General features: G+C 50.7%; 21 protein-coding genes. 12 read left to right on the forward strand and 9 right to left on the reverse strand.

The features are described 5' to 3' along the window. Nucleotides 1-12: 12 nt before the first annotated feature. The 4 genes from Mag101_RS05545 to dinB all read right to left on the reverse strand — a co-directional run bounded on the left by Mag101_RS05545 (nt 13) and on the right by dinB (nt 2,941). Nucleotides 13-492, reverse strand: coding sequence for a hypothetical protein (locus Mag101_RS05545; RefSeq protein WP_077401935.1), 480 nt, complete (start codon nt 490-492; stop codon nt 13-15). Then, nucleotides 489-1,223 carry an RNA polymerase sigma factor gene (locus tag Mag101_RS05550; RefSeq protein ID WP_077401938.1) on the reverse strand — a complete coding sequence of 245 codons (735 nt, stop codon included), beginning with the start codon at nt 1,221-1,223 and terminating at the stop codon, nt 489-491. The genes Mag101_RS05545 and Mag101_RS05550 overlap by 4 nt, the downstream gene beginning before the upstream one ends. A gap of 170 nt (nt 1,224-1,393) precedes the next feature. Beyond that, on the reverse strand, nt 1,394-1,681 hold the full coding sequence (locus Mag101_RS17980; protein ID WP_198040103.1) for a DUF6116 family protein: 288 nt from the start codon (nt 1,679-1,681) through the stop codon (nt 1,394-1,396). A gap of 177 nt (nt 1,682-1,858) precedes the next feature. After that, nucleotides 1,859-2,941 carry a DNA polymerase IV gene (dinB, locus tag Mag101_RS05560; RefSeq protein WP_077401941.1) on the reverse strand — a complete coding sequence of 361 codons (1,083 nt, stop codon included), beginning with the start codon at nt 2,939-2,941 and terminating at the stop codon, nt 1,859-1,861. Nucleotides 2,942-3,022: 81 nt separating this feature from the next. On the opposite strand from dinB, the gene Mag101_RS05565 reads away from it, so the two are divergent. Then, nucleotides 3,023-3,550 (forward strand): carboxymuconolactone decarboxylase family protein, encoded by a 528-nt coding sequence (locus Mag101_RS05565; RefSeq protein ID WP_198040104.1) that lies wholly within the window; start codon nt 3,023-3,025, stop codon nt 3,548-3,550. 108 nt (nt 3,551-3,658) lie between these two features. Here the strand turns inward: Mag101_RS05565 and fdxA are convergent, their stop codons facing one another. Next, nucleotides 3,659-3,982 carry a ferredoxin FdxA gene (gene fdxA, locus Mag101_RS05570; protein ID WP_077401947.1) on the reverse strand — a complete coding sequence of 108 codons (324 nt, stop codon included), beginning with the start codon at nt 3,980-3,982 and terminating at the stop codon, nt 3,659-3,661. A 138-nt stretch (nt 3,983-4,120) separates the two neighbouring features. Then, on the reverse strand, nt 4,121-6,784 hold the full coding sequence (mutS, locus tag Mag101_RS05575; RefSeq protein ID WP_077401950.1) for a DNA mismatch repair protein MutS: 2,664 nt from the start codon (nt 6,782-6,784) through the stop codon (nt 4,121-4,123). Between the two features lie 934 nt (nt 6,785-7,718). On the opposite strand from mutS, the gene Mag101_RS05580 reads away from it, so the two are divergent. From Mag101_RS05580 to Mag101_RS05615, 8 genes are all read left to right on the forward strand, one after another. Then, the gene (locus Mag101_RS05580; RefSeq protein WP_077401953.1) at nt 7,719-8,213 is read left to right on the forward strand and encodes a hypothetical protein; all 495 of its coding nucleotides are present in this window, start codon (nt 7,719-7,721) and stop codon (nt 8,211-8,213) included. Between the two features lie 171 nt (nt 8,214-8,384). Further along, complete coding sequence (locus tag Mag101_RS05585) at nt 8,385-8,600, forward strand: hypothetical protein (RefSeq protein WP_077401956.1); 216 nt, start codon at nt 8,385-8,387, stop codon at nt 8,598-8,600. Next, nucleotides 8,581-9,318, forward strand: coding sequence for a hypothetical protein (locus Mag101_RS05590; RefSeq protein WP_077401959.1), 738 nt, complete (start codon nt 8,581-8,583; stop codon nt 9,316-9,318). Before Mag101_RS05585 ends, Mag101_RS05590 begins: the two co-directional genes overlap by 20 nt. A gap of 163 nt (nt 9,319-9,481) precedes the next feature. Further along, nucleotides 9,482-10,075, forward strand: a complete 594-nt coding sequence (locus Mag101_RS05595) for a hypothetical protein (RefSeq protein ID WP_157520198.1) — start codon at nt 9,482-9,484, stop codon at nt 10,073-10,075. A gap of 38 nt (nt 10,076-10,113) precedes the next feature. Further along, nucleotides 10,114-10,911 (forward strand): hypothetical protein, encoded by a 798-nt coding sequence (locus Mag101_RS05600; protein WP_077401964.1) that lies wholly within the window; start codon nt 10,114-10,116, stop codon nt 10,909-10,911. Between the two features lie 85 nt (nt 10,912-10,996). Next, a complete protein-coding gene (locus Mag101_RS05605) occupies nt 10,997-11,431 on the forward strand; it encodes a hypothetical protein (RefSeq protein WP_157520200.1) in 435 nt (144 codons plus the stop codon). A 129-nt stretch (nt 11,432-11,560) separates the two neighbouring features. Beyond that, a complete protein-coding gene (locus Mag101_RS05610; protein WP_077401970.1) occupies nt 11,561-12,613 on the forward strand; it encodes a lysozyme inhibitor LprI family protein in 1,053 nt (350 codons plus the stop codon). A gap of 230 nt (nt 12,614-12,843) precedes the next feature. Continuing rightward, the gene (locus tag Mag101_RS05615) at nt 12,844-13,833 is read left to right on the forward strand and encodes a lysozyme inhibitor LprI family protein (RefSeq protein WP_198040105.1); all 990 of its coding nucleotides are present in this window, start codon (nt 12,844-12,846) and stop codon (nt 13,831-13,833) included. Nucleotides 13,834-14,072: 239 nt separating this feature from the next. On the opposite strand, the gene Mag101_RS05620 is transcribed toward Mag101_RS05615, so the two are convergent. Further along, nucleotides 14,073-14,543, reverse strand: coding sequence for an Lrp/AsnC family transcriptional regulator (locus Mag101_RS05620; RefSeq protein WP_077401975.1), 471 nt, complete (start codon nt 14,541-14,543; stop codon nt 14,073-14,075). 220 nt (nt 14,544-14,763) lie between these two features. On the opposite strand from Mag101_RS05620, the gene Mag101_RS05625 reads away from it, so the two are divergent. Continuing rightward, on the forward strand, nt 14,764-16,431 hold the full coding sequence (locus Mag101_RS05625; RefSeq protein WP_077401978.1) for an aminotransferase class V-fold PLP-dependent enzyme: 1,668 nt from the start codon (nt 14,764-14,766) through the stop codon (nt 16,429-16,431). A 48-nt stretch (nt 16,432-16,479) separates the two neighbouring features. Here Mag101_RS05625 and Mag101_RS05630 read toward each other — a convergent pair whose 3' ends face one another. Next, nucleotides 16,480-17,499, reverse strand: a complete 1,020-nt coding sequence (locus tag Mag101_RS05630) for a hypothetical protein (RefSeq protein ID WP_077401981.1) — start codon at nt 17,497-17,499, stop codon at nt 16,480-16,482. 127 nt (nt 17,500-17,626) lie between these two features. Next, nucleotides 17,627-19,612: an Ig-like domain-containing protein gene (locus Mag101_RS05635; RefSeq protein WP_077401984.1), complete on the reverse strand. Its 1,986-nt coding sequence runs from the start codon at nt 19,610-19,612 to the stop codon at nt 17,627-17,629. Nucleotides 19,613-20,193: 581 nt separating this feature from the next. Between Mag101_RS05635 and Mag101_RS05640 the strand changes: the two genes are divergently transcribed. Both Mag101_RS05640 and Mag101_RS05645 read left to right on the forward strand, forming a co-directional pair. Then, the gene (locus Mag101_RS05640; protein ID WP_198040106.1) at nt 20,194-22,698 is read left to right on the forward strand and encodes a TonB-dependent receptor; all 2,505 of its coding nucleotides are present in this window, start codon (nt 20,194-20,196) and stop codon (nt 22,696-22,698) included. A gap of 155 nt (nt 22,699-22,853) precedes the next feature. Further along, nucleotides 22,854-24,287 (forward strand): sulfatase, encoded by a 1,434-nt coding sequence (locus Mag101_RS05645; protein WP_077401990.1) that lies wholly within the window; start codon nt 22,854-22,856, stop codon nt 24,285-24,287. The last annotated feature ends 474 nt before the right edge of the window (nt 24,288-24,761 follow it).

Here is a 24,761-nt window from a genome sequence, read left to right on the forward strand (position 1 = left end):
CAGGTGCAGTGTTCAAGGAAGTAGGCGGCAGTGTTGTTTTGCTTTGGTTGCCAAATCCTTGGGCAGCAGGGTGTTATTGTCGCCACCCTGTTGCCGGCGCCATTGTGCACACAGTGACATAAAGTTACCCGCCTGCACTTCTTCCCGTATGTGGTACCACTCGTCCAGCACTGGTTGGACGGTCGCGGCCGCGGCCGCTTTCTGTGCTAGTTGGCCCTCCGCGGGTTTTACTCGCTCTGCCTGTCCCGGTGTCACCTGCCCGGGTTCCGCGCCGATGTACTGTGCGGGGTGCAGCAATACAATGGCGACAGCCAAAACGCCCAACCCCGAGCCGACCTTGGACAGCAGGCTTGCCTTACCCTGTGGGCGCCGGTTTTTCTGCGCAGGTTTTATGTTGCGCAGACCGTCCATTACTTTTTCATCGAGATGAGACGGTACATGAATGGCCTCAATGGCTTGCTGGTAGGACGATTCCCATTGATTCGTATTCATGCCTGTGCAATCTCAACAGAGGGTTTACTGGTGTCGGAGCTGGATGGTTTAAGGCTTTTGGCTGCCCAGCGTGTTCCCCAGGTGAAGCGTGGCTTGGCAGTTTGTGTCTGCTCGCGCGCTTTCTCCTGAGCGAGGGCTTCTGCCTCTGCTGCTTGCTGAGCGAGCGTGACACTGGAAACCCAGGGTTTGCGCGCGCTGCCGTGTAAATTGAACTCCAGAGATTTTCCACCGTCTGCCAGCTCCTGGCGACACACGGCCAGGGAAATTCTCTCGATGTCTGCGACCGTCGCAAGGGAAAGCCCGCACTGGTTGTACAGCAGGAAAATGTTGCGTTGGCGGCGCGGTAGCTGTTGTAGGGCTTTGAGCATGTCCGACTGCTCAAAGGCGTCGTGTAATGTCGTCTCCTGCGGGTCGGATTCGCTGGCTACGTCACTACAAGCGGATTTGAGTACTCGGTTCAGGCGGATGTACAGCCAGTTTTTCAGCTGTTGACGCTCGAGCAGGGGAGGCTCTGAAAGCAGGGAAAGCCAGAAGTTTTCCATCAGTAGGGTGCAGCGTGCCAAATCCATCTGCGCACAGTAACGAAACAGCGGTTCCTTGTAGCGACGAAAAATCTCGCGAAAGGCCCGACGGTTTCGTGTGTGGTAGTACTGTTGGATTAAGTCTTCGTCACTGAGACTAAACAACTTGTCCGCAAACATGGGATCTGCCTCCTTGGCCTCAATTCCCATAGTTACTTGCTGGTACGCGCACTCTCGGGATTCCTTCCCAGGGCGACATTATCTCACCAGCAAGTAGTCTGTTAACGTTATTTCGCTGAAAAATTGCTTCGAGCGAATACCACTCTTGACTCAGTGTTAACCGTTTCGGGTTCGCAACTGCGTCGTCTCATGTGCGACGCTTAACGCGTTGGGGGCTGTTTTTCTGGAGCCACCTTTTCTGCAGTACCGTGCACCACCTTTTCGTTACGTTCCGGAGGATCTCGCAGATCATCACGACTCTTTCGCCAGGAGGCGAGGAATATCGTTGCGAGTCCTAGCAGAATTTCGTCCACAAAGGGCACCAGATCCGGAATGATCAGATCAATGATAAAAAGGGCACATATCCACTTGAATAGCTGCGGGTGCTTCAACTTGCGGGCGTAATTGAGAAACCAGCCCACAAATGCGCTGGGAAGTACACGCTTCATAGATTCAATGGAGCAGCTTTTAGAACCGTGTTGGGAGTATAGTCGGCAGACGCTCGACAGGTATTCCGGGCAAAGGTTCCGCGACGCGAAAATCTGCCTAAAGTGGCGTGAAAGTCGTTTGTGATTTGAGCGCCTGAATCGGGCACGGCACGGTAGGGGACCTAAAGTTGAGCAAAATCAAGTATTGGATGAGAGCCGGTAACGCAGCGGAAGTGGCAATTGCTCCGGCCCCAATTCGGCGCGCAAGTCTTTAAGTTTGATGCCGACACCAAGCAGGCGAATCGGATCGCTGCGCTTCTCCCAACATTGCTCCAGCAGTTGCTTGAACTCGCTGATGCGTCCGGCCTTACTGGCGCGCTCGTGGGTAGACTGAGTAAAGTCGGCATACTTCACTTTTACGATTGCGCCGCTGATTTCATAGCGGTCGCCTAGCTTCTCCATACGCTCTTGCAGTCGACCGTACAGATGAATCATTTCTTCCTGCCAGGATTCCAAATTAATCAAGTCGTCGCGAAAGGTGCGCTCCACACTTACACTTTTTCGTGAGCCATCACTGCTGACTTTTCTGTCGTCGATGCCGCGACACAATTGGTACAGGCGGTTGCCAAATTTTCCGTATTTTTGTGCCAGCTCAATTTGGCTGTAGCGTCGTAAATCGCTGCAGGTACGGATTCCCTGCCGTTGCATTTTTTCTGCGGTGACTCGCCCTACACCGTGAATCTTTTTGATCGGTAAACGCAGCACAAAATCTTCCACGGCATTTGGGTGGATGACTGTCAATCCATCGGGCTTTTGCCAGTCACTGGCGATTTTGGCGAGGAATTTATTCGGCGCTACGCCTGCGGAAATCGTAATGCCCAGGTCCTTCTGGACCCGTGCGCGAATTTCCTGGGCGATTAAAGTTGCGCTGCCGTTGCAGTGCGGGCTATCCGTGACATCCAGGTACGCTTCATCTAGGGATAACGGCTCAATAAAGTCGGTATAAGATAGAAAAATTTCCCGTATCTGTGCGCTGACTTCCCGATATTTTTTCATGTTGCCCGGCACTACAATCAGATCAGGACACAGCTTTTTAGCCTGTGCAGTAGGCATGGCCGAGCGCACTCCGAAGCTGCGTGCTTCGTAGTTGCAGGTTGAGATAACACCCCTGCGGTCGCTTGACCCGCCCACAGCGATAGGACGCCCCCGTAAATTGGGGTCGTCACGCATCTCTACCGAGGCATAGAAGCAATCACAGTCACAATGGATGATTTTGCGCATGCTGGAATTATATCCAGTATTTTGGCGCAGCCAACCATAATCTGTGCTGGTAATGGCACAGAGGGAGGAGACATGAACTCAATGCCATTGGTACATGCAGCAACGGATGCTCCCCAAGACGCGGGCGTAAAAGCGGTACTGGATGATGTACGTATTCAACTGGGTGGAGTGCCCAATTTATTCCGGGCCTATGCGAATAATCCGACCCTGCTGTCTCAATTGTGGGATCGGTATCAGCACGTGATGCTCACCGGCCATCTGTCGCCCAAATTGAAAGAGGCAATGGCGTTGATGATTGCTGCGGACGAGCACTGCGACTACGGCATTGCCCAGCATGTAGCATGGTTGGAAAAGCTGGGCGTGGCGCCGCGTGAGATCCTGCGTATCCGTACCAACCCAGATCACGCGCATTTTGATCGTAAAGAGCACGCCCTGCTGGAGCTTGCCCGGCATATGAATTCCGCACCACACGACCATGGCGATCTCGCGGTGAAGGCTGCGCGCAAGGCGGGTGCGAGTGATGCGGAAATTCTTGAGGCGGTGGCAGTGGCCGGCTTGTCTGCAGAACTGAGCCACGCGGCATCGTTTTTAGGGGTGCCGGTCGACTAGCGATTGGGTCGATTAGTGATTGATAGAAGGGTCAATCACGCGGGCAAATGACAGGCACAAAAAAGCCGTCTACAAAGACGGCTTTTTATTGGCAGGGCTGTGGGCGGCTTACCGCTCCAGATACTGCAGCTTGTCAGTCTTGCCATCCCACTCTGCGGCGTCAGGCAGAGGGTCTTTTTTCTCGGTAATGTTGGGCCACACTTCGGCGAGCTCGGCGTTCAGCTCGGTGTATTCCTGCTGGTCGTCTGGCACTTCGTCTTCGGAGAAGATGGCATTGGCCGGGCACTCTGGTTCACACAGGGCGCAGTCGATGCACTCGTCCGGGTGGATCACCAGGAAGTTGGGGCCTTCATAAAAGCAGTCTACCGGGCAAACTTCCACACAGTCGGTGTATTTGCACTTGATGCAGTTTTCCCCAATTACGAATGTCATGCTAATCCCTCGATAATACTGTGGCGTTGCCACTGCTCGGCCAGTAGCTGTTGAAACCGCGCTTTATTCTGAAAGCAGCGGATTTTAGCAATTACTGGCGCGAATTGTAGTGGCTTTTGAGTCAAATTGGTTGGGTGCTTATAACAATTTGCGCAGAGCGTAGAGCTGCTCCAGCGCTTGGCGCGGGGTCAACTCATCTGGATCCAACCCTTCCAGTGCCTCCACAGCCGGGTGCGGGGCGCTGCCGAACAGGTCTACCTGTGCGGGTGCGGCGGGCTTCGCTTTGGCCTTGGGGACAACAGGGGCAGGCTCGGGAACTACGGGCTCGGTCGGCTCCGCTTCAATCGCGGCCTTGGGGCCGGGGCCCGAATCGCGCGTGGTGTGTCCGGCTTCCAGGGCGGCCAGGCGCGCCTTGGCTTCATCCAGCACTTCCTGAGGAATGCCGGCCAGTTTCGCCACCTGCAAGCCGTAACTCTTGGAGGCCGGGCCTTCCTGAATGCGGTGCAGGAACACGATGGAATCCCCGTGCTCGGTAGCGTTCAGGTGAATATTGGCCACTTCGCCGCACTGTGCGGGGAGTTCGGTCAGTTCGAAATAGTGGGTGGCGAACAGGGTAAAGGCACGCACGCGGTCGGCAAGGAAGTGCGCACAGGCCCAGGCCAGAGACAGGCCATCGTAAGTGCTGGTACCGCGGCCAATTTCATCCATCAGGATCAGGCTGTGCTCGCTGGCATTGCGCAGGATGTTCGCGGTCTCGGTCATTTCCACCATAAAGGTGGAGCGGCCACCGGCCAGGTCGTCGGCGCTGCCAATGCGGGTAAAGATACGGTCCAGCAAGCCGATGCGCGCGCTGTCTGCAGGTACAAAGCTGCCACAGTGCGCCAGCAGGGCGATCAGCGCGGTCTGACGCATATAGGTCGATTTACCGCCCATGTTGGGGCCGGTAATGACCAGCATACGGCGGGACGTGTGCAGGTCGATATCGTTGGCCACAAAGGGATCTTCGAGGACTTGCTCCACCACCGGGTGGCGGCCACCTTCCACATGGATACCCGGCTCCTCGGAGAGCTCTGGTTTGGTCAGGCGCAGCTGGTCAGCGCGCTCGGCCATATTCCCTAGTACGTCCAGTTCGGAAACAGCCGCCGCAGCGGTTTGCAGCTCCGCGAGGGATTCGTTCAGGGTGGTGATCAGTTCCTCGTACAGGAACTTCTCGCGGGCAAGGGCACGGCTCTTGGCTGACAGTGCCTTGTCTTCAAACTCCTTCAGTTCCGGGGTGATGAAGCGCTCGGCATTCTTCAGGGTCTGGCGGCGGATATAGTCGGCCGGTGCCTTGTCGCTCTGGCCGCGGCTGATCTCGATAAAGTAGCCGTGCACTCGGTTGTAGCCGACTTTCAGGGTGGGAATGCCGGTGCGCTCTTTCTCGCGCACCTCCAGCTGGACCAGGTAATCACCGGCGTTTTCACTGATACCACGCAGCTCATCCAGCTCCTCATCGAAGCCGTCTGCGATCACACCGCCTTCACGGATAACCACGGGTGGGTTTTCCACCAGCGCGCGCTGCAGCAGTTCCACGGTTTGTGGCCACTCACCCATTTCACGATTCAACTGCCCAAGCAGGGCTGCGTCGGTCTCGCTCAGTTGGCTTTGCAGTTCCGGGAATTGGGCCAGGGACATACCCAGGCGGGACAGGTCGCGGGGGCGTGCAGAACGCAGGGCTAGGCGGCCAAGAATTCGCTCCATATCGCCGATGGGCTTTAGCGCTTCGCGCAGTGGCTCAAACCGGTAATCACTAATCAGTGCAGAAATCGCGTTCTGGCGCTGCTGCAAGGTGTTCAGGTTGCGCAGCGGGTTGTTCAGCCAGCGGCGCAACAGGCGGCTACCCATGGCCGTCTTGCAGGCATCGAATACCGACAGCAGGGTGTTGTCGTCGCCACCGTTCAGGTTGGTGTCGATTTCCAGGTTGCGGCGGCTGGCTGGGTCCAGGGCGACGGTGTCTTCGCTGCGCTCGGTACGCAGGGTGCGAATATGGGGTAGTTCGGTGCGCTGGGTATCGCGGGCGTATTGCAGCAGGCAACCGGCCGCGCAGAGGGCTGCATGCATATGGCTGCAGCCGAAGGCTTCCAGGTCCATGGTGCCAAACTGACGGTTCAGCAGGCGCAGGGCGCTTTCCAAATCGAATTCCCAGGGCGCGCGGCGGCGTACGCCGGGGCGGCGCTCGATTTCCACTGGCAGGGTGAGGTCTTCGGATACCAGCAATTCGGTGGGACTGAAACGCTGGATCTGCTCTGCCAGGGCTTCTTCACTGTCGACTTCCTGCACCGCGAAATGCCCGGTGCCCACATCCAGTAGCGCCAAGCCAAACTGGTCGCCCACAAGAACGGTGGATGCCAGCAGGTTGTCACGGCGCTCGTTCAGCAGTGCTTCGTCGGTCACGGTACCGGGCGTGACGATTCGCACAACCTTGCGCTCAACCGGGCCCTTGGACGTGGCCGGGTCACCGATCTGCTCGGCAATGGCTACAGAAACGCCGGCCTTGATCAGTCGCGCCAGGTAGCCTTCCGCCGCATGGTAGGGAATACCGGCCATGGGAATTGGCTGGCCACCGGATTTACCGCGGGCAGTCAGGGTCACATCCAGCAGCTCGGCGGCTCGCTTGGCGTCGTCGTAGAACAGCTCGTAGAAATCACCCATGCGGTAAAACACCAGCTCGTGGGTGTGTTCCGCCTTGATTCGCAGGTACTGCTGCATCATGGGGGTGTGTTCGGGCTTTTCGGCCTTGGGCTTTGCGGCGGTCTTGGGCATTATTTTGTAAAAACTTCTTAAAATTCAATAGGTTGAGGCGTTTTTAGTCTGTCCCGCGTACTCAAGGGGCCTCAATGTTGCGCTTTCAATCGCGGAATCTAGCGTCGGTACTCGTTCGCGTACTACTTTTTCCACTTCCGGCGGCAAACAGCCTACATCTCTCACGGAAATATCTGTCTACGTTACGGTCTGTTGACGTGAACTGGCGTCATTGACAGCGGGGCTAGTTGAGAACCGCGCAGAATAACAAACCGCTACAAAAACCACTAATTGACCCACTGGTCGAGTAGGGCCTCAGTAAGTGGCATACCTCGGCCAATTTCAGAGATTGCTCCTTCCCAAGCGGGGGGTGTTTGCACTTAGTTGAATGCGGTTCGTCAACTTGGGCGATGAAATGCTTCGTATGAACGTAAATGGGTCCTTCCGAGTGTATTGGCAGTGATATCTAGAAATACTACCTGCAAATAAATTCTAATTTTTAGCTTTTATTCGGAATAAATTTCCATTGAGAAAGCTTGTCTTATAGCATTCTTGTACAGATAGCCGAACGTCGAACAACGGCGGGTTGATGTCGACGAGAAGTTAGGGCTGGAGCGAATCCGAATCGAGCCCTTCCAGCGCGAGCTCCGGGGGAGCTATAGACCTATAGCAATCGGGCACTGCTCATTCTGTACGACAATCTCAACCAGAAGGAAGTGAGCTGCAATATCGCTGCACGGGAAACAGAGTATGAAAATCATAACTAAGAAGTCTCCAGCAGATCACGGCGCCCCATCGCCGGTACCTTCTCAGGAACGGTCACCAATATTTCCGAAGGCGCTGCTATGGATGAGGATAAGGGGTATCACTATCTGTCTAGTGTCCGTTTAAATGCGCAGGGCTTGAAACTGGCGGATCGTGAGTCGCTTGGTAATAGTTTTGGGGAGAGATAGAGATGGTTGCCATGAAGCGAATTTTTGGGGCATTTAGCCTTATTATTTTTATACCAATTTTGTTAGTTATTTTGGGTGTGATCGGAACGGAACTTAACAAGGCGTATTGGGATAAGCAGGTCAGTAGAATGTGCGAAGAAGAAGGCGGTGTAGTGATATTTGAGCGAGTAGTTTTGTCAGACTCTGAATATCAAAGAAACGATGGGAATGATGGTTCTATTCGCGTAATGCCTGAAGAGACTTCAAAAGAAAAACATGAATACGCCTGGCGAAGTAATACAGTTGTGATAAATGCTTCTAAGCCGTACGTTCGACGTACAGAATACACGGTGTATAGAAAGGATGGTGGTGAGGAACTAGGAAAAAAAGTTACGTTTTCTCGGAGAGGAGGGGACTTCCCTACGGGGATTATGCATGAGTCGAGTTTTAGTTGTAGTGATAAGTTTGGGTTCGACATCAATATAGTTAATGAAATATTTAAGATTGAGGAAGTGTAGGGTGGCATTTTTTGATGTCAATTGCAGTGCAGAGCTAAGGACGTGAGCTGCAATATCGCTGCACTGGAAACAGAGTGCGAACCTTATAGTTAGAAATTCTCCAGCAGATCACCGTGCCCGTTCGCCGGCACCGTTTCAGGAGCGGTCGTCAACCTTTCTGAAGACGCTGTTATGGATGAGGGTGAAGGGTATCTCTATCTTTCCAATACCCGAATGAATGCACAGAGCCTGAAGCTGCTGGATCGAGAGTTATCTCTACGGGTGGGGGTGCATGTGGTTGCCGATGTGAAAACGGGAAAAAATATCTACGAGTATTTTATCAAGCCGGTTCGCCAATCGCTGATGAGCAGTTTTGGGGGAGATAGTGATGAATGCGAAAGGAAATAAGGGTGTTGCATTCAAGGTAAATACTCTAGCTTTTATCAGGAATCTTCTAGTGAATTCACTGCATCATTATGGCGTTATCTTGTTTGTTATTCTGGGTTTGTTTATGTCTGCTTGCGAAAGGAGGTATAGACCAAATGCAAATACAGAAGAGCATAAGCTGGCTCATGGTCACGTAGACGGGAAAACAAACCAAATTTTGGTGGGCCGGACACTTCTGAGAATTCCGCCCAGCATTAAATATAAACCGGTGACTGCAGGGAAAATTCATCCCGGGCAAGCCGATCAGGTTTTTCTTGGTATTAGCTTTCCGCAATATGTAAAAAACGACAACATTAATTCAGTCTTAATAATGTTGCGGAAAGGGTATGAAGATCCAAAAATATGGAATAAATATTTTGATGATAAGGTGTGGAAAAAAATTGACGAAAATATCGAGCTAGGTCTTACTGAGTACCATCAAGATGTGAATCATATGGCTTGGGGTTACATTGTGTATGCGCCAATTGAAAAAGAATTTAAAACTCCGAAAGGAAGTATCGTGAAATATAGCTGCTCTGGGAATGGCCGAGGTGTAACTTACTGCCTCAGCGGATTTGTTCTTGGTGATGACTTGTATGTTCAATACAAAATTTCAAGGCAGCTATTGCCGTATTGGAAGGAAGTTCACTTAAGTGTTATTAGCTACGTTAACAATTTGATATCTGATCAGGGAGAGTGAAATGGGTTCTGTTTATATTAAAGAGGCGCAGAGATAGATTTTTCAAGAGTTTCTCGATAGGCGGCAAATGAGGACGGAAAATATCTATAGGCGATATCGTATATCTTTTTATGTTAAAGCATTCACATGTTTTTCTATTATTTTTTTGGTTCTTCAGTCGTGTTTGAGTGAGAAGAAACCCTTGACGAATACACGGGAAAGCAAGATTGCTCATGGATATGTTGAGGGGTATGCAAGTGAGATTTTAGTGGGTGATGTGCTGCTTAAAATTCCTCCAGATGTAAATTATACGCCTGAAAGTAACGGAAGGGTTGTTCCTGGAAAGGCAGATCAAATTACTTTTGGTTTGAGGTACCCGGATATCGAGCCTGAGGATTCAGTCAATCTAGTTGTGATTAAAGTTCGGAGAGGATTTGAGGATCCAGGTTTCTCACGAAATAGAATTGATAGAGAAACTTGGGTGGATATAAAGGATCTAAATGATTTGGGTTTGACGGAGTATCGAAAAAATACGAAGAGTACCGCTCATGGTTACGTAATGTATACACCAGTAGAAGGTGTAGTCAGAACGCCGAAGGGTGGGCCTATAATTTATTCATGTCAAGGTAATTATCTTCGGGTCGTTTCCTGCTACACAGGCTTTGAATTACAAGATGGTTTATATGTGGAATATATTTTCCCATATGCCTTAATTGAAAATTGGCGAAAGATACAGGTTGATGTACAAAAATTCGTTGCAGAGATGGGGGGTATGTGATTAAGCCCCCCAAATTTCGGAAAACTTAAGAGATTCATATGCTCAAAAATAAGTTTTTGTTAGTAAAGCGATTTTCTATTTTGGCTGCCTTGCTTGGGCCGTTTGCAATATTTTTAATATTAAACAGTGTGTCGGTTGATTCGACTATGTCGACTTTTTCGGGTGACACGGAAATGAGAAATACGAAGGTCCTAGAGCTTGGTGGCGTGGTTGTTTCCATTCCAGAAGGATATCGAAATTTTCTTTCATTTAAAGAAAGAATCGAAGGCTCAGAGGGTAATGGTGATGAGTTAGCAAGGAAGTCGTATCCACAAGTAAGCTCCTTTGGCTTTGTTGTTGTTTACCCTGACATGCAAGATCCTCAGCCAGTTTCTGGTATTAAAGTAGATATATTTACAACTAAAAGGATGAGGGTTCTTGTAAATGCGGGAAGCAAAAGTGGTTTGGATGGATCGCTCGGCCTAAGGAAAAAGCGACTTTTGGATCCCAAAAAGCCCTGTTATATGAAATGTTTTTTGTATGACCCGATGGAGGAGGGTATTTATGGCCTGACCGGGTATGCATCAAGGATTGTGGGTGAAAAGGTTGATGGGTATCGCGCTGGTTCTGATATGAGGGATTTCAACATATATCTTGATGAGGGTTCTGAGTCCGCTCCAAAAACTTTTATACAATGCAGCAATAATACACATGCTGCAGCAAGATGTTCGCACATGTTTACTCTCACTCCAAAAATGAACGTTAGTGTGAAAGTCGGTTATAGAAAGAGCCTTCTGCCATACTGGCGAGAAATTCAAGAAGGAATATCTGATCTTATCTATGGGTTTGAAATCTAGGGTGTATCAAAATAAGTACCATTGATATGCCTGCCAGCATTACCTATGTACACTCCTGGCGATTTTTTCATTGGAGGTAGCGGTTTTGAAGATTCTTTTTACTGTTTTACTGGTCCCAATTTTTGTGATCTTTCTGGGGGTTGGTGTTGCTGAATTGAATAAAGCATATTGGGATGGACAGGTTAGGAAGCTATGTCGAGCTTATGGCGGAATAACTATATATGAATCAGTCGCACTGTCGGAGGATGAATTTACAGCGCTTGGCGGTGTTTTAGGTAAGCCGCTTGTAGTTCCAGTAAAGGGGGCATCCTGGGCCAATCGGGAGCCAAACTTTCCTTATGAAATGGAGCGGATCACCGAGAGTATTAAGAAGCGTAACCCTTTAGTTTGGAAGCATGAGGCAGCAATATATAGAAAGTCAGATAAAAAGGTATTGGGTAAGAGGGTTTCCTTTGTTCGTCGGGGTGGGGATTTTCGACCGGAATACTTCATGACTCTAGCTACAGTTGTCGGGATATAGATGGTTTTGATGGAAGCTTCGAGGGGGGGCAAAGTTGAAGGGTGGTAATAATGGTGTTCTTGAATTCTAAGATAATACAGAGTTTGGTGGCCCAAAAGAGTTGATCACTATGATCATGGATTTGGATTTATGTTAACTCGAAGCTCAGTGTTTTTAACTGTCATTTTTATTATTACTTTCTTGCTGAATGTATCTACATCATTCGCTAATTCCGGGCCCAGTTATGACTGTAAGAATGCTTCGACTGAAGTTGAAGAAACTATATGTGGTGATAGCCATTTATCTGCATTGGATCGGCGTCTGAGTAAGGTCTATCGAGGAAAAATCGCTATTCCTGCAATTCGGGAAAAGGTTATAAGTTCGCAACGTATATGGCTTCGTACCGAAAGATCTAAATGTGAAAATATTGAAGAGGGAACTTCTGATAATGGGGGCCCTGCAAGCAGAAAGTCATGCTTGGCTTTAGTCTACAACAACAGGATTGAATGGCTGAATTTATTAAAGGTTAGTGAATCCGAAGCCGTTGGGAAAGGTTCGCTAAAGTTTAAATTAATGGTCGGAGGGCAATATGCTTTGTGCAGAGACTATGTGGAGATGATTAACATGGTTGGTTATAGCGATATCCCTATTTGCAAGAGGGAGGTATTGCCAACATTTCCTGGTTTTAGATCTGTAAAGTGGGTGCAGATAGAGGATAAGCAAGAGATACAAAGAGTCAAAGAAGATCAAGTTCGCATGGATCGTAAATGGTCTTCGAGTAAAAAGGAAAAAGTGGATAAGTTTTGGTTGTCAGAGAAAAACAAAATGGACCAAGGTGATTGGCCGGTTCTACATATGTCACGTATTGATATGGATCATGATGGTCAGCAGGAAACGGTTTATCGATTTACCGTGTCGCAGCCGCATCGTGAAAAATATGACGTTTGTACTCAGGCGGAATCCTACTTCGTTAAATTTGATGACGAAGAAAAAAATGAGTTTATTTACTCGAAAGGTAGAGGCTATGCAAACCGTTTAGGTAATTTAAGTGGGCAAAATCGCCTATTTTTTTATGATAATCGTATTTTTCAGGATTACTGGCGTGGTTTCGGAGCAAGATACCATCTTATAGTGAACGAAGTTTCTGGGATTCCAAATCAAGTTTGTGGCATAAATTTAGTTCAATATGGCGCAGAAGAATAATGATTTTGGTAAATGGTCGGTTAACGATAGAGTGCTTTGGGCTCCTTCATTTGAATGTTATCCGTGAATTTATAGGATCTGGGAGCGGTAATATCATCTAGCTCGAAAGTCGAGATTAAGTGTGCATTCGATGACTCGGAAATAATTTTTGGTTAATGATTTACATACCTGTTTGTATGCAAAATATTCGAATAGCTATTTTTAGGTTTTCGATATATATGGATCTACCTATGATTAATGCGCTAGAAACGCTTCATAAAAATACACGAAAAATGAGGTTTTGGATGTGGTTAACACCCGCCATGTTTTCAAGCATGGCTCTAGCATCTGAACCTAATATCGGGCCGAGTTTCGACTGTAGAAAGTCTTCAAATATCATTGAAGAAGCTATTTGTAATGATGAACATCTGTCATTCCTTGACCGGCAAATGAATACACTATACAAAAAAAATATGGAGTTCGAAGATCGGCGAGAGAGTGTTAGCGCTGCTCAGAAAGAGTGGTTGCGGAGTGAGCGCGCGATGTGTGTGCGCCGTACAACTAAATCAAGAATTCGTGCTTGTTTAGCCTCTTCTTATCGTGAACGATCGAAAGAGCTTTTCATGCTAGGCAGACTCCCACCAGGTGTTGTTGAGTACACTCTATCAAAGGGAAGAATGTATGAATTGTGTGGTCAGTATGTTGAGTTAATGAATAGAGTTGATTTTAATCCTAATGCTTCGTGCGGACTTTCATATCCCTTCGATGAAACTGCTAATGCGAATGGATTATCTGAAATTCAATGGGAAGTGATGCGCAAGGAAGAAAGTATCGAGGTTCTAAGGTTCTACTGGGAAAGGATTGGTAAAAGATCGCCTGATAGCTTGATCACAGAAGAGTCGCAAAGAGAATATCGTGAATTTATAGAAAATGTCGAGCAGCTTTCTCGTTCCGAATTGGATTTAAACTTCGATGGAGTTAAAGAGTCGGTTTACCGATTTCCGAAAGGTGGAGCGTGTAAAAGTAATCAATTCGTACATTTTATTTTTGATCGTAGTATTCCTGCTGATCACTTTGAACGTAGCAAAATTTATGGAGAACTGTTTCGTTACAAGGGTAGGATGTACTCCTTCTACGGTTCTCCGGCTACAAATTTTTTGGGCGTGAACGAGATATATGGAGATGAATATTTTTTAAATGAAAGATATCTATGTGATTTCAAAGTTAATATCAGGGGATAATTGAAATTGGTTACGAAAACTTTAGGTCGATTGTTTTTACTTTCGTAAATAGAAGTGGAAAACGCGCACATACGCCAATATACCAATACGGGAAGACTTTGGTGTCTTAGTACACTTATTTTAAGGCGTATAAACAGTGCGCGCCTGTACTGAAAGATAATCTGTAGCTGCGAACACCATGGTCGGTACGATATTGAACTTTGTCGTTATCGTTAGAGATTAATTTCGTTGAAGTCGACTCAGAGATTGTTTAGAGGTAGCTGGCTCGTCTGCTTCATCGTTTCCATCACAAAGCTGGAGCTCACATCAAACAGGTCTGCCTTGATGAGCTCCTTGTACAGACGGTCGTACCCAGGCATGTCGGTCACCACAGCCTTGACTAGATAATCCAGGTCACCACTCATCCGGTGCACTTCCAATATCTCGGGAATCCCAGCGACGACTTCGCGAAAGCGGTTGGACCATGCATCGTTGTGCCGGTTGGTGCGCACAGAGATGTACACGGTGAGGGGCAGGTTGACTTTCTCCGGGTTCAGCAGGGTCACCCGTTCGCGAATCACCTGTTCCTTCTCGAGCCTTTGGATACGTCGCCAGCAGGCGGACTTGGAGATGCCGACTTGCTCGGCGATGTCACCGACGGACCGTCCAGCATCCCTTTGCAGCAGTTCGAGGATCGAACGGTCCTGCTTGTCGAGTTTCAGCTCAGCCATGTTGCTTCCTTTACCTGCCCGTGCCTGTCCGACGGATCTCTTGAGGGGGGTATGAGCCACTTTAGCGAATTTTTAATCAAGTGTGAAACATAGTGCCGAAAAATGTCAATATATGGTACTTTGTGCCGATATTGTGATATTTGGTCGAACATTTAGAAGCAATGTTTCAGGCGCTGAACCCTACAATTTGCCCCGATTCACACCGTTTAGGAAAAGAATAATGGGCGCAGTGCACAACGTATTACTTGAGAAGATTCGTCAGTCCGTCATTGGCGAAGGCTCACAGATCACCACCTGTTTTGGTCAAAAGCCGCTTGTTTACGCGGATTACACGGCGTCTGGCCGCGCGCTCGATTTCATCGAGGACTTTATTCGAGAACAGGTTTTGCCCTATTACGCGAATACGCACACCGAAACCTCGTATACCGGTGCGCAAACCACGCGGCTGCGGGAGGAGGCCAGGCAGCAGATTCGGTCTGCAGTGAATGGCAGTGCGGATGATCAGGTCATTTTTTGCGGGTCTGGCGCGACGGCAGCAATCAACAAGCTCATTGATATTCTGGGGTTTAGAAACGTTCAGGCTGCATCCGGTGTGCAGCGCCCCGTCGTTTTTATTGGCCCCTATGAACATCACTCCAATGAATTGCCGTGGCGAGAGTGCGATGTGGACCTGGTCACGATTCCTTTAACCGAAGGGGGTGTTCTTGACCTTGTAGCACTGGAATCGGCGCTGATTCGGTATCAGGACAGAGCAGTGAAAGTGGGCAGCTTTTCAGCAGCCTCCAACGTAACGGGATTAAAAACGAATACGGTTGCGGTATCGCGTTTGCTACACCGATATGGCGCTATCTCTTGCTGGGACTATGCTGCCGCGGCGCCCTATGTGGGTATCGATATGGCCGGCGAGCAGAACGAAAGCGGGGACTCGAGCCTGGATGCCGTGTTTATTTCCACCCATAAATTTGCGGGTGGGCCGGGTACCCCGGGCATTCTGGTAGTGAAAAAGCACCTATTGCAAAACCCTATTCCGGCTGTCCCCGGCGGAGGCACGGTGCTTTACGTTACGCCAGAAGATCACCGTTACCTGACCAATTGCGAGCGCCGCGAGGAAGGTGGAACACCGGCAATTGTTGAATCAATTCGTGCCGGCTTGGTGTTCAAGTTGCAACAGGATGTCGGTACGAAAGAGATCGAACGTCGTGAAGCGGACTTTGTTGCGCGTGCTTTGGCGCGCTGGAACGAACACGAAAATATTGAAATCCTGGGCAGTACCGAGGCTCCGCGTCTATCCATTGTTTCACTCAGGGTGAAGTATCAACAGCAAGATTTGCACTACAGCTTTGTGGTTGCATTGCTAAACGACCTGTTTGGTATTCAGGTCCGCGGCGGCTGTTCCTGCGCTGGGCCCTATGGTCATAGCCTGCTTGGTATGAGCATGCAGCAGAGTAAAGCGATTGAAGCGCAATTACTCGAGGGAAATATGGTGCTACGCCCCGGTTGGGTGCGACTGAACTTTAATTATTTTATTGATGAAGAAACCTTCGAGTACCTGTTGCGCGCGGTTGAACTGGTGGCGGAACACGGTTGGAAGCTGCTGCCGTACTATCATTTTGATTCCTCGAATGGCACCTGGCGCTATCAGAAACAGGCACTTGCCCCTGAGGTAAGCCTGAAATCCTTCGACTTCACCGAGAAGTTGGGCGCTACTGGTGCAAAAGTTAAAACATCGTTCGAGCGGTTAATAGCGGAGGGGGAAGAGGAATTACTGCGCGCACATCGCGAGGCGAAAACCTATCGTCTCAATCTTTCCAGTTCGGCGGAATCATTGCGCTGGTTTGTATTGCCCCAGGAAGTTTCAGCGCGTTTGCTGGATAGCCAAGCAGCCTGACGTTGCCGGAGACTCTGCGTATGGCTCGCGTAAATAACGGTCGTTTTTCTAAGTTAAACGGAGCTTGAAGGACCAGGCTCTGGTTGCACTAGGGGCGATGCTGGGGGCGGTATTGCGCTGGAACAGGGTACTTAGGCTGTCTGCGTTGCCGATGGCAGGTTCCAGCACCAGGTTGAAGTAGGGTATTCCTCCGTCGCCGGCCCAGCCATGGTAATTCAACCAGAGGGCTATCTGCGGAATCTCACTTGGTGGGAGTTCAAAACACAACGTCTCCCCTGTGCTGGGGTTCTCCAGCCCGATAACTGCCATTTCGTTTTGTTGCCGGCAATCGAAGAAGTCTCTGTGAGACAGGAGTTTTGCGGCAAACCCTTGTGAGGGATGTTGGTCGGGAATAGTCGATAGGTCAAAGCCAGAAGCTGTTGTCGGCCACGGAAAAATATCGCCCGTGCTAAGCGGTGCATCATCCGAGGCAAAGGAGCAATGCAGTTGGTGATTTACTGGCAGTCGCAAACGCATACCGGGCTCGATGCGCAACGCTGGGTGCATACACCAGCTGAATGGAACATGGGAATCGCTGTGGTTACGTATCCGGTACTGAAATTCAATCAAACCCTCTCTGGGCGCGACCAAAAGAGTGCGTTCAAACTCGCAGGGTAGGGTGGTGCAATGGCGCTTTAAGGTCAGTGTTGCCCAGTGGTCCTGCCCAACCGCACAAGTAGTTACTTCCCACGGGCGGCCATAAAGTTCGCCATGGTCTGGCAGAGATAGACCGGCATAAGCTCCAGCGCTTTTGGGTAGTTGGCAGGCATCCACACTGGGAAAGCACTCATCGATACCACCGGTGTCATGCTGCTGTGTATAACTGTGATCCAGCTCCGCCTTTTGATATGGGGTGCGGTCACTTTTCCACAACCATTCCGTTTGTAGCGCATTTGATTGCAGGCTGACAATTTTACCGCCCAATTCCGGGATGACAGCCAATGACAACTTGGGGTTTTCGATCCGGTAGGCAGGGATTCCCTCAATGTGACAAGGGGTGATCGATGTGGTGCTGTTGCCGGGGGACATGGGTGCTTTGTGTCAGCTGGATTATGGAAGGGTTGAGTTTACCAAACTCCACTCAAAAAAATGGCAGCCAATTGGCTGCCATTTTTTGCATTCCTTGTGAGGAACTGCGAAAGGGTATGTAAGCCCGTTATGGGGTAACGGTTACCGCGAAGGTGGCCGTTTTGCCCATATTCTTGGTCTTTACGGTAATCACCGCATTACCGGCCTTTTTACCGGTAACCGTGCCGGAAGAGTTCACCTGTGCAACCAGCGCGTTACTGCTTGAGTACACAACGTTTTTGTTGGAGGCACAGAATGGAGTCACTTCCGGGGCCAGGGAAATACTCTGTCCCTTTGCGATGGTCCCGGAGGTTGGGCTCACGCTTACCCCGGTAACCGACACCCAGCTACCATCACAGGTCTGGCTGCCACCAGAACTGGACGAGCTGCTGGACGAACTGCTACTAGACGATCCGCCAGAGGAGCTACTGCTGGAAGAACTGCTGCTCGAGGAGCCGCCAGAAGAGCTACCACTTGGCGCGAATACGGTGAGGTTGGAAGAGGCCTGGTGGTTGCCGTCTTCGGTAGTCACGGTAATGGTGGCATTGCCGGCGGCATTCGCTTGTGCCAGACCCTGCTGGTTAACGCTGGCAATTCCATTGTTGCTGGAGCCCCAGGAAACAGTGGTGTTGTCGGCGTTAGCCGGGTAAACAGTGGCGGTGAACTGCGTCGTTTCACCTACGGTCAACTGGCTGGTGGCCGCAGAGACAGAAACGCCGGTTACCGCGACCGGTCCATTGTTGCCGTCGGATACAACGTTGATCGGCTGTAGGCCGCCCTGCAGGAATACATCGCTGCCGTTGGAGGAGCGGAAGACCGGAGCCAGAGCGTAGTAGTGGCCTGCCGGTAGGTCCGCAACCGGGGTGACACCGGTAAGGTCAAGGCGCAGGGTGGTTTGTCCACCGTAGCGCTTGTCTTCGGTGGTGACGGAAGCATCGTTTGCGCTTGCGGCAATTTTCACAAAACCGTTCGCGTTTTTCTCCACCAGGTTCACGGTAATCCCGTTGTATTGATCACCGCTGACATGGTGGTTACTGCCACCGTGGTAGTTCACAACTACATCCAGGGTTTCGCCACTTTGGTAGTTGGTGCCCAGGTATTTGCTTTTGTCATCTACCCAAACAGACGGCAGGACTTCCCAAGTTTTAACGTAGTCCACCTGCATGGTGGCGTCTTCCGGGAAGCCAACGGATGTGACCGTATCCGGGTTGGGATCTGCACGGTTACATTCGGTGTTGTAGCGGATGAACTGGCGGCGCAGACCCATTGAGAAAATGACGTGCATTGGGCGATGCCAGAACAGATTGGGCTTTTCACCAATCAATTCGCCATCCACGTACCAGCGGATAACGTCCTTACGATTTTCCACGGCGTAGGTATGGAAATCTTCAGATGGATCAAACGGGGCGTCGAACTTAAGCAGCTGCGCTTCAGGATAGGGCTTGGGGCGGCGCCAGTAGGTGTTACCGTTTTCACCCACGATACGAGCGTGCAGGTTGTGGTCCATCACGTTGATGGGATCAGCATCATCGGGGCCCGGGCCATACCAGTCGGCCTGCTGCAGCTCGACGATATCGATCTCACTGTAATCCACACTGCCTGGTACGTTGCGGTCGGTGTAGGGGTGACCATCGCTATAGAGCCAGAAAGCCGGGCTCAAACCGGGGAATACTTTTACCCCTTTCAGGCTGGCTTCGTAGTAGCCGTAAACGCCGTCGTTGGTGGACTTCACTGCGCCTGACTTGTAGTAGAGCACACGCTGTACCGTAGCGCCGCCTTGGCACACATCACGGAAGGGGCGGGTGTGCGTGTCCTGGGTGACTTCAATATTCAGCTTGCCGTCTTTCAAGTAGGCATTGTTGCTATCAAAGGTCCAGGCACCGATCACCAGGTCGTCGGGATCATTGATCCATTTGGTGCTATCCAGGCTGTTGCCATTGAAGTCGTCGGTGCGATTGCCGAGCTCTTGCCAGCGCATTTCACCTTCCACCGCGCCCATAGGGCGGATGTCCTGCGCGTGCACGGTCGAAATACCGGCGAGCACGAGGGCTGCCAGTAGTGGACTGGTTTTCATGTGGGTTCTCTTCACTATCAGAATTATTGTTGTGTCCCGCTACCCCTGAGACATTCTCTCGATCATCAAAATCCAATCTATGTAAACATATGATGTTAAGTGTTTTCAAGATGTCGCTGTCGGTGGCACAGCTGACATCGCCGTTTTGCGAAATGGTTCCAGAATCGTGCTATCCGCCTTCAAGCCCTTGTTTTATCTGATTTTTCCTATTGCGAAGCGGTGTTCCGGACGAGCGCGCTGGTCCTCAGCGTGAACCGGTGAGCAGTCACTAGATGAGGCAATGTGAGCCTGGCGCTGGATTCTTTCCAGAGAATTAGGCAGGCAAAACATATTGTCTTGCTAAACATCATATGTTTGAATGACTGCTATGAATGGTTGATGATGATTCCGAGCGAGGGCTCAGGTAGTGTTGAGGTGTCTAACCATTCATTCGTCCATATATGTAGGGCGTGGTGCGCTTTTGAGGTACCAGCCTGATCCGGAACCGGCGGCACAGCTATTTCGGTGAAGGTGGAAGCGCGATGAAGATAACGCAATATAAAAATGAGAGGGAAGACGTGAAATCTCAGAGTCAAAAATCCATGCACAGCTTGCTGCTGCTCGGTTGCTGCTCCGTAGCTACGCTTTTCAATGTCGCCATCGCTGAAGAGCTGGAGACCAAGAAGAAGTCCATCGATACAAGTGCTCTAGAGGAAGTGGTAGTTACCGCTCAGAAACGTGAGCAGTCTGTGCAGGACGTTCCGGTTTCCATGGAGGTTCTGTCCGGTGATCTGATCGAGGAGCTGGGTGCTGATACTGGCTTCGATATCGTTAAATACTTGCCGGGTTTCGGCGTTGACGAAAGCAACGAAATCCGTACCACTACCCTGAAGACCCGCGGTATTGGTACTTTTACCAACTCCATCGGCCTGCAGTCTTCTAACCTGATCGTGGTTGACGGCGAAGTTCTGCCGCGCCAGTCCATGATGAACCTGGCCATTGCAGACGTGGAGCGTGTAGAAGCTTTGCGCGGCCCGCAGGGCACCCTGTTTGGTCAAAACACTTCCACAGGTGTGATCCACTACGTTACCAAACGTCCGGAGATCGGTGAGTTCTATGGCCGTGCCAAGGCGGAGGTCACCGACTATAACGGTCGTGAGGTTAGCAGTGCAGTAAACCTGCCGATCAACGAAAACTGGGCGGCACGTATTAATGTGCAGCACAGCGAGCAGGACGGCTGGATTCGCAACGAATACCCCGGCGGTGAAGACGTTGGTGCGGAAGAGAAAAAAGGCCTACGCACACAGCTTCTGTACGACAACGGCTCCAACCTGAATGCACTGGTTCGCCTGGACTACTCCGAGCGCGATACCAACTGTTGTGCGATGGTGAAAGAAGAAGCAAATCCGAACTATGGGCCCAAGCCTGTGGTGCGTATCGATGATGGTGTGGTTTCTGCATCCGCGTATAACCTGATCGATTCCGAGCCTGGCTTCAATGATTTTAATGAGCCGGTTACCGCCCGTAACCCGGTATCCAACTACGGTAGCGTAGAGAATGCCGGCCTGTCTGCGGAAGTAAATTACGAGCTCGATAACGGTATGTCCCTGAGCTACCTGGCGAGCTACCGTGACTTTGAGCTGAACAACAGCTCTGGCTTCTTTACCTTTAAGTTCCCGGTGCACCGCGAGCACTTTGGTGGAAACGAATCGGTTGAGGTGGTTCAGCAGGAGCTGCGCCTGAGTGATTTCGATAACGAAACATTCAACTGGGTTGTGGGTGCTTTCTTCCACGATACCGCAGGTCAGCGTAGTGAAATCACCGATGGCTGTGTGGGTGGCGCTGGTGCCAGCTCGCGCGGTGTAATTGAAGATGGCGTAATGACCGGTTGTGTCAGCAATGCATCTGCATTGGCATTCATCAACAATTACAACCAGACCGGTATGCAGGATCGCTCCCTGCTGGAAGCGGATCGCAACCTGTCTGCGGGTGACTTTACTGCGGACTTCACCAACACCGCGTTGTTTGGTCAGCTCGAATATCAGATCACCGATCGTCTGGATGCTACCCTCGGCTTCCGTGCCCTGCACGAAAAAGGCTCTGCCTCTTTCGACGCACTGTGGCTGCGTCCGCCGACCGACGGCACTGGCATGGAAACTTTTGCCGAAGTTCTGGCATTGTCCGAGACCGATCCGTCGCTTGTTCGTAACGATCCGGAAGGTGCAAAGTTCTCTGACTCTAATACTGACTTTATCTACAAGGCAGTACTGGGTTACGACTTCACCGATGGTATTCGTGGCTACGTGAACTACTCCACTGGCTACAAAGGTCCATCTTACTTTGTAACCAGTAACACCAACCCGGCGGATGCGGAGTACTTCCCGACCCGTCCGGAGCAGTCCACCAACTTTGAAGTTGGCCTGCGTTCCCGTCTGTTCGACGACAAGCTGCAATTCAACCTGACTTACTTCGATATGACAGTTGAAGACTATCAGGTACGCGCGCAACGCCTGGTGGACGAGGCTTCCAATACTTACTTCGCCGGTTACGTCAACGCAGACGAAGTACGCTCTACCGGTATCGAAGCCGATATGGTGTACAAGTTGACTTCCGACCTTAAATTCATTGCCAGCTACGCAAACTTCGAAGCTACCTACGAAGACTTTGCGAATACACCAGTGAATTGTCCGAACGGTACCCTGGCGGAGCGTTGCAGCATCGTTGGTGGTCGCAACGTGTTTGACCAGACTGGACTGCCGGTTGCGAACAATGCTCAGGAACAGGCACTGCTGACCCTGAACTACAACCGCGAACTGGGCAACACCGGCTGGGACGCGAATGTACGCACCGTGTGGCGCTACGAGGGTGACTTCTCTCCCTCCGCCAACATGATTGCGCAAGAAATCGATCCGAACGAAGATTACGATGTACTGGATCTTTACATTGGTATCGGCAACGACAAGCTGCGTGGCAACCTGTTCGTGAAGAACGTTACGAACGAAAGCTACAACACCTTCAAGTACGCAGACCAGTGGGGCGGACAGGCACTGTTCTACCCGCGTGACTACGAGCGTTACTTCGGTGCCAGCGTAACCTACATGTTCTAATCTCACAGGTTGGTTTGATGTAGTTTGCCCCTGATCCCCGTCCGAGCAAGACCCAGAAATTGCTCGGGCGGCGCTTCGGGGGCATTTGTGTTTATACGGTGTTTTAACTGTTGAAATACCAACAACGAATTGTCTATCTGAGTGCGGTGATGAGAATGAAAAGAATCCTAATGCTGCTGTTGGCTGTGGTGCTTGCACCGACCGCGTGTGCCGACGCAAAAAAGACCACCGAGCAAAGTGAGCGCGCGCCGAACATCGTGCTGCTATTTGCCGATGATGCGGGTTTTGAAGACTTTGGTTTCCAGGGTAGTCCGGTGATGAAAACGCCGCGCTTGGATGAGATTGCTGAAGGCGGTGTACGTTTCACACAAGGCTATGTGTCCGATGCAACCTGCGGTCCTTCCCGCGCAGGGCTCATGACCGGCAAGTATCAGCAGCGCTTCGGTTACGAAGAAATTAACGTGCCTGGCTTTATGAGTGAAAACTCCGGTATCAAGGGTGCCGAAATGGGCCTGCCGCTAGATCAGAAAACCATGGCGGACTACCTGAAAGATCGTGGCTACAAGACCGCCATCTACGGTAAGTGGCACCTGGGTGATGCGGATCGTTTTCACCCCACAAAGCGTGGCTTTGACGAATTTTACGGTTTCCGTGGCGGCGACCGCAGTTATTTCAAATACGACGGTGAAAACCCGTTGGATAATGTGGTGGCCGCGTTTGATAAAAAGTTGGAGCGCGGTTTCGGTAACTACGAAGAGCACGAGGGTTATCTGACCGACGTACTGGCCGATGAAGCGGCGCAGTTTATTGAGCAGAATCAGGACAGCCCTTTCTTTATCTACCTGGCGTTCAATGCGGTGCACACACCGATGGAAGCGCTGGAAGAAGATATGCAGCAGTTCCCGCAGCTCTCCGGTAAGCGTCGCGAGCTGGCGGCAATGACACTCGCAATGGACCGCGCCACTGGTCGGGTGATGGATAAGTTGGAAGAGTTGGGTCTCTCGGACAACACGATCGTGGTGTTCACCAATGACAATGGCGGTCCCTCGGATAAAAACGGTTCCAGCAATTATCCGCTTGCAGGCACCAAATCCAATCACCTCGAAGGTGGTTTGCGCGTGCCATTCATTATGCGCTGGCCAGCGAAGATACCAGCAGGTCAGGACTACGATTACCCGGTGTCCACTCTCGACCTGTTGCCCACCTTCTATGAGGCGGCCGGTGGTAGTGAATATGCCTCGGACCTGGATGGCGTGAACCTGGTGCCTTACCTCACTGGTCAGGACGATGAGCGCCCTCACCAGAAAATGTTCTGGAAAAAAGAGTCCCGCGCAGTAATTCGTGATGGCGATTGGAAGCTGATCCGCTTCCCGGACCGCCCTGCGGAGTTGTACAACCTGGCGGAGGATATCGGCGAGCAGAATGATCTGGCATCGGCTCAGCCGGAGCGCGTGCGCAGCATGTTCAAAGATCTGTTCGAATGGGAGCTTACCCTGGAGCGCCCCCTGTGGCTGCTCAAGCGGAAATACGAGAAATACGACATTGACCGTATGGATCAGTATCGGGTGCCAAAGCAGCCCGACGCATGATCATGACCGTTTCTCTCGATGGTTGATGTATGCGGGTGCTTATTGCGCCCGCGATGATGACCTGTGGCCGCCAGTCCTTGGTGGCCACCTCTCAAAATTCCTTCCTAAATAACATCCTACCTATAGATGTCTTCGGCAAAAGCGGGTTGAACGTGTTGCCGCCCGTGACCAGTATTACAAGCTATTGATGAATCTCACGACGCGCGTGCATTGAATCGATGCATATGACGTTAAAAATGTTGCTCTGTACGTATTGCCTATTCAAACATCATATGTTCGAATAGGTCGCATGGGATTGTGGTGCCGTTCAATGAATCGGGTAACTCAATAATAAGTAGGCCTAGTCCCAAACTGGCAATACACGCTGTTTCAACGGGCATTTAAAAAAACTATAAGATTAATGCAGTTCATAGTCGCGGATTTTTCTGGCCGTGCACCCCGCCCCTTGAGTGAGGGTCAAGGTCACTACGGGGG

Source organism: Microbulbifer agarilyticus (assembly GCF_001999945.1).
GTDB lineage: Bacteria > Pseudomonadota > Gammaproteobacteria > Pseudomonadales > Cellvibrionaceae > Microbulbifer > Microbulbifer agarilyticus_A.

Bases quoted from the DNA above. Each gene is read 5' to 3' on its own strand.
- Mag101_RS05550 (WP_077401938.1), bottom strand. From the start codon at position 1,223: ATGGGAATTGAGGCCAAGGAGGCAGATCCCATGTTTGCGGACAAGTTG.
- Mag101_RS05620 (WP_077401975.1), bottom strand. From the start codon at position 14,543: ATGGCTGAGCTGAAACTCGACAAGCAGGACCGTTCGATCCTCGAACTG.
- dinB (WP_077401941.1), bottom strand. From the start codon at position 2,941: ATGCGCAAAATCATCCATTGTGACTGTGATTGCTTCTATGCCTCGGTA.
- Mag101_RS05565 (WP_198040104.1), top strand. From the start codon at position 3,023: ATGCCATTGGTACATGCAGCAACGGATGCTCCCCAAGACGCGGGCGTA.
- Mag101_RS17980 (WP_198040103.1), bottom strand. From the start codon at position 1,681: ATGAAGCGTGTACTTCCCAGCGCATTTGTGGGCTGGTTTCTCAATTAC.
- fdxA (WP_077401947.1), bottom strand. From the start codon at position 3,982: ATGACATTCGTAATTGGGGAAAACTGCATCAAGTGCAAATACACCGAC.
- Mag101_RS05645 (WP_077401990.1), top strand. From the start codon at position 22,854: ATGAAAAGAATCCTAATGCTGCTGTTGGCTGTGGTGCTTGCACCGACC.
- Mag101_RS05630 (WP_077401981.1), bottom strand. From the start codon at position 17,499: ATGTCCCCCGGCAACAGCACCACATCGATCACCCCTTGTCACATTGAG.
- Mag101_RS05635 (WP_077401984.1), bottom strand. From the start codon at position 19,612: ATGAAAACCAGTCCACTACTGGCAGCCCTCGTGCTCGCCGGTATTTCG.
- Mag101_RS05625 (WP_077401978.1), top strand. From the start codon at position 14,764: ATGGGCGCAGTGCACAACGTATTACTTGAGAAGATTCGTCAGTCCGTC.
- Mag101_RS05580 (WP_077401953.1), top strand. From the start codon at position 7,719: ATGGTTGCCATGAAGCGAATTTTTGGGGCATTTAGCCTTATTATTTTT.
- Mag101_RS05585 (WP_077401956.1), top strand. From the start codon at position 8,385: ATGGATGAGGGTGAAGGGTATCTCTATCTTTCCAATACCCGAATGAAT.
- mutS (WP_077401950.1), bottom strand. From the start codon at position 6,784: ATGCCCAAGACCGCCGCAAAGCCCAAGGCCGAAAAGCCCGAACACACC.
- Mag101_RS05590 (WP_077401959.1), top strand. From the start codon at position 8,581: ATGAATGCGAAAGGAAATAAGGGTGTTGCATTCAAGGTAAATACTCTA.
- Mag101_RS05545 (WP_077401935.1), bottom strand. From the start codon at position 492: ATGAATACGAATCAATGGGAATCGTCCTACCAGCAAGCCATTGAGGCC.
- Mag101_RS05640 (WP_198040106.1), top strand. From the start codon at position 20,194: ATGCACAGCTTGCTGCTGCTCGGTTGCTGCTCCGTAGCTACGCTTTTC.
- Mag101_RS05615 (WP_198040105.1), top strand. From the start codon at position 12,844: ATGATTAATGCGCTAGAAACGCTTCATAAAAATACACGAAAAATGAGG.
- Mag101_RS05600 (WP_077401964.1), top strand. From the start codon at position 10,114: ATGCTCAAAAATAAGTTTTTGTTAGTAAAGCGATTTTCTATTTTGGCT.
- Mag101_RS05610 (WP_077401970.1), top strand. From the start codon at position 11,561: ATGTTAACTCGAAGCTCAGTGTTTTTAACTGTCATTTTTATTATTACT.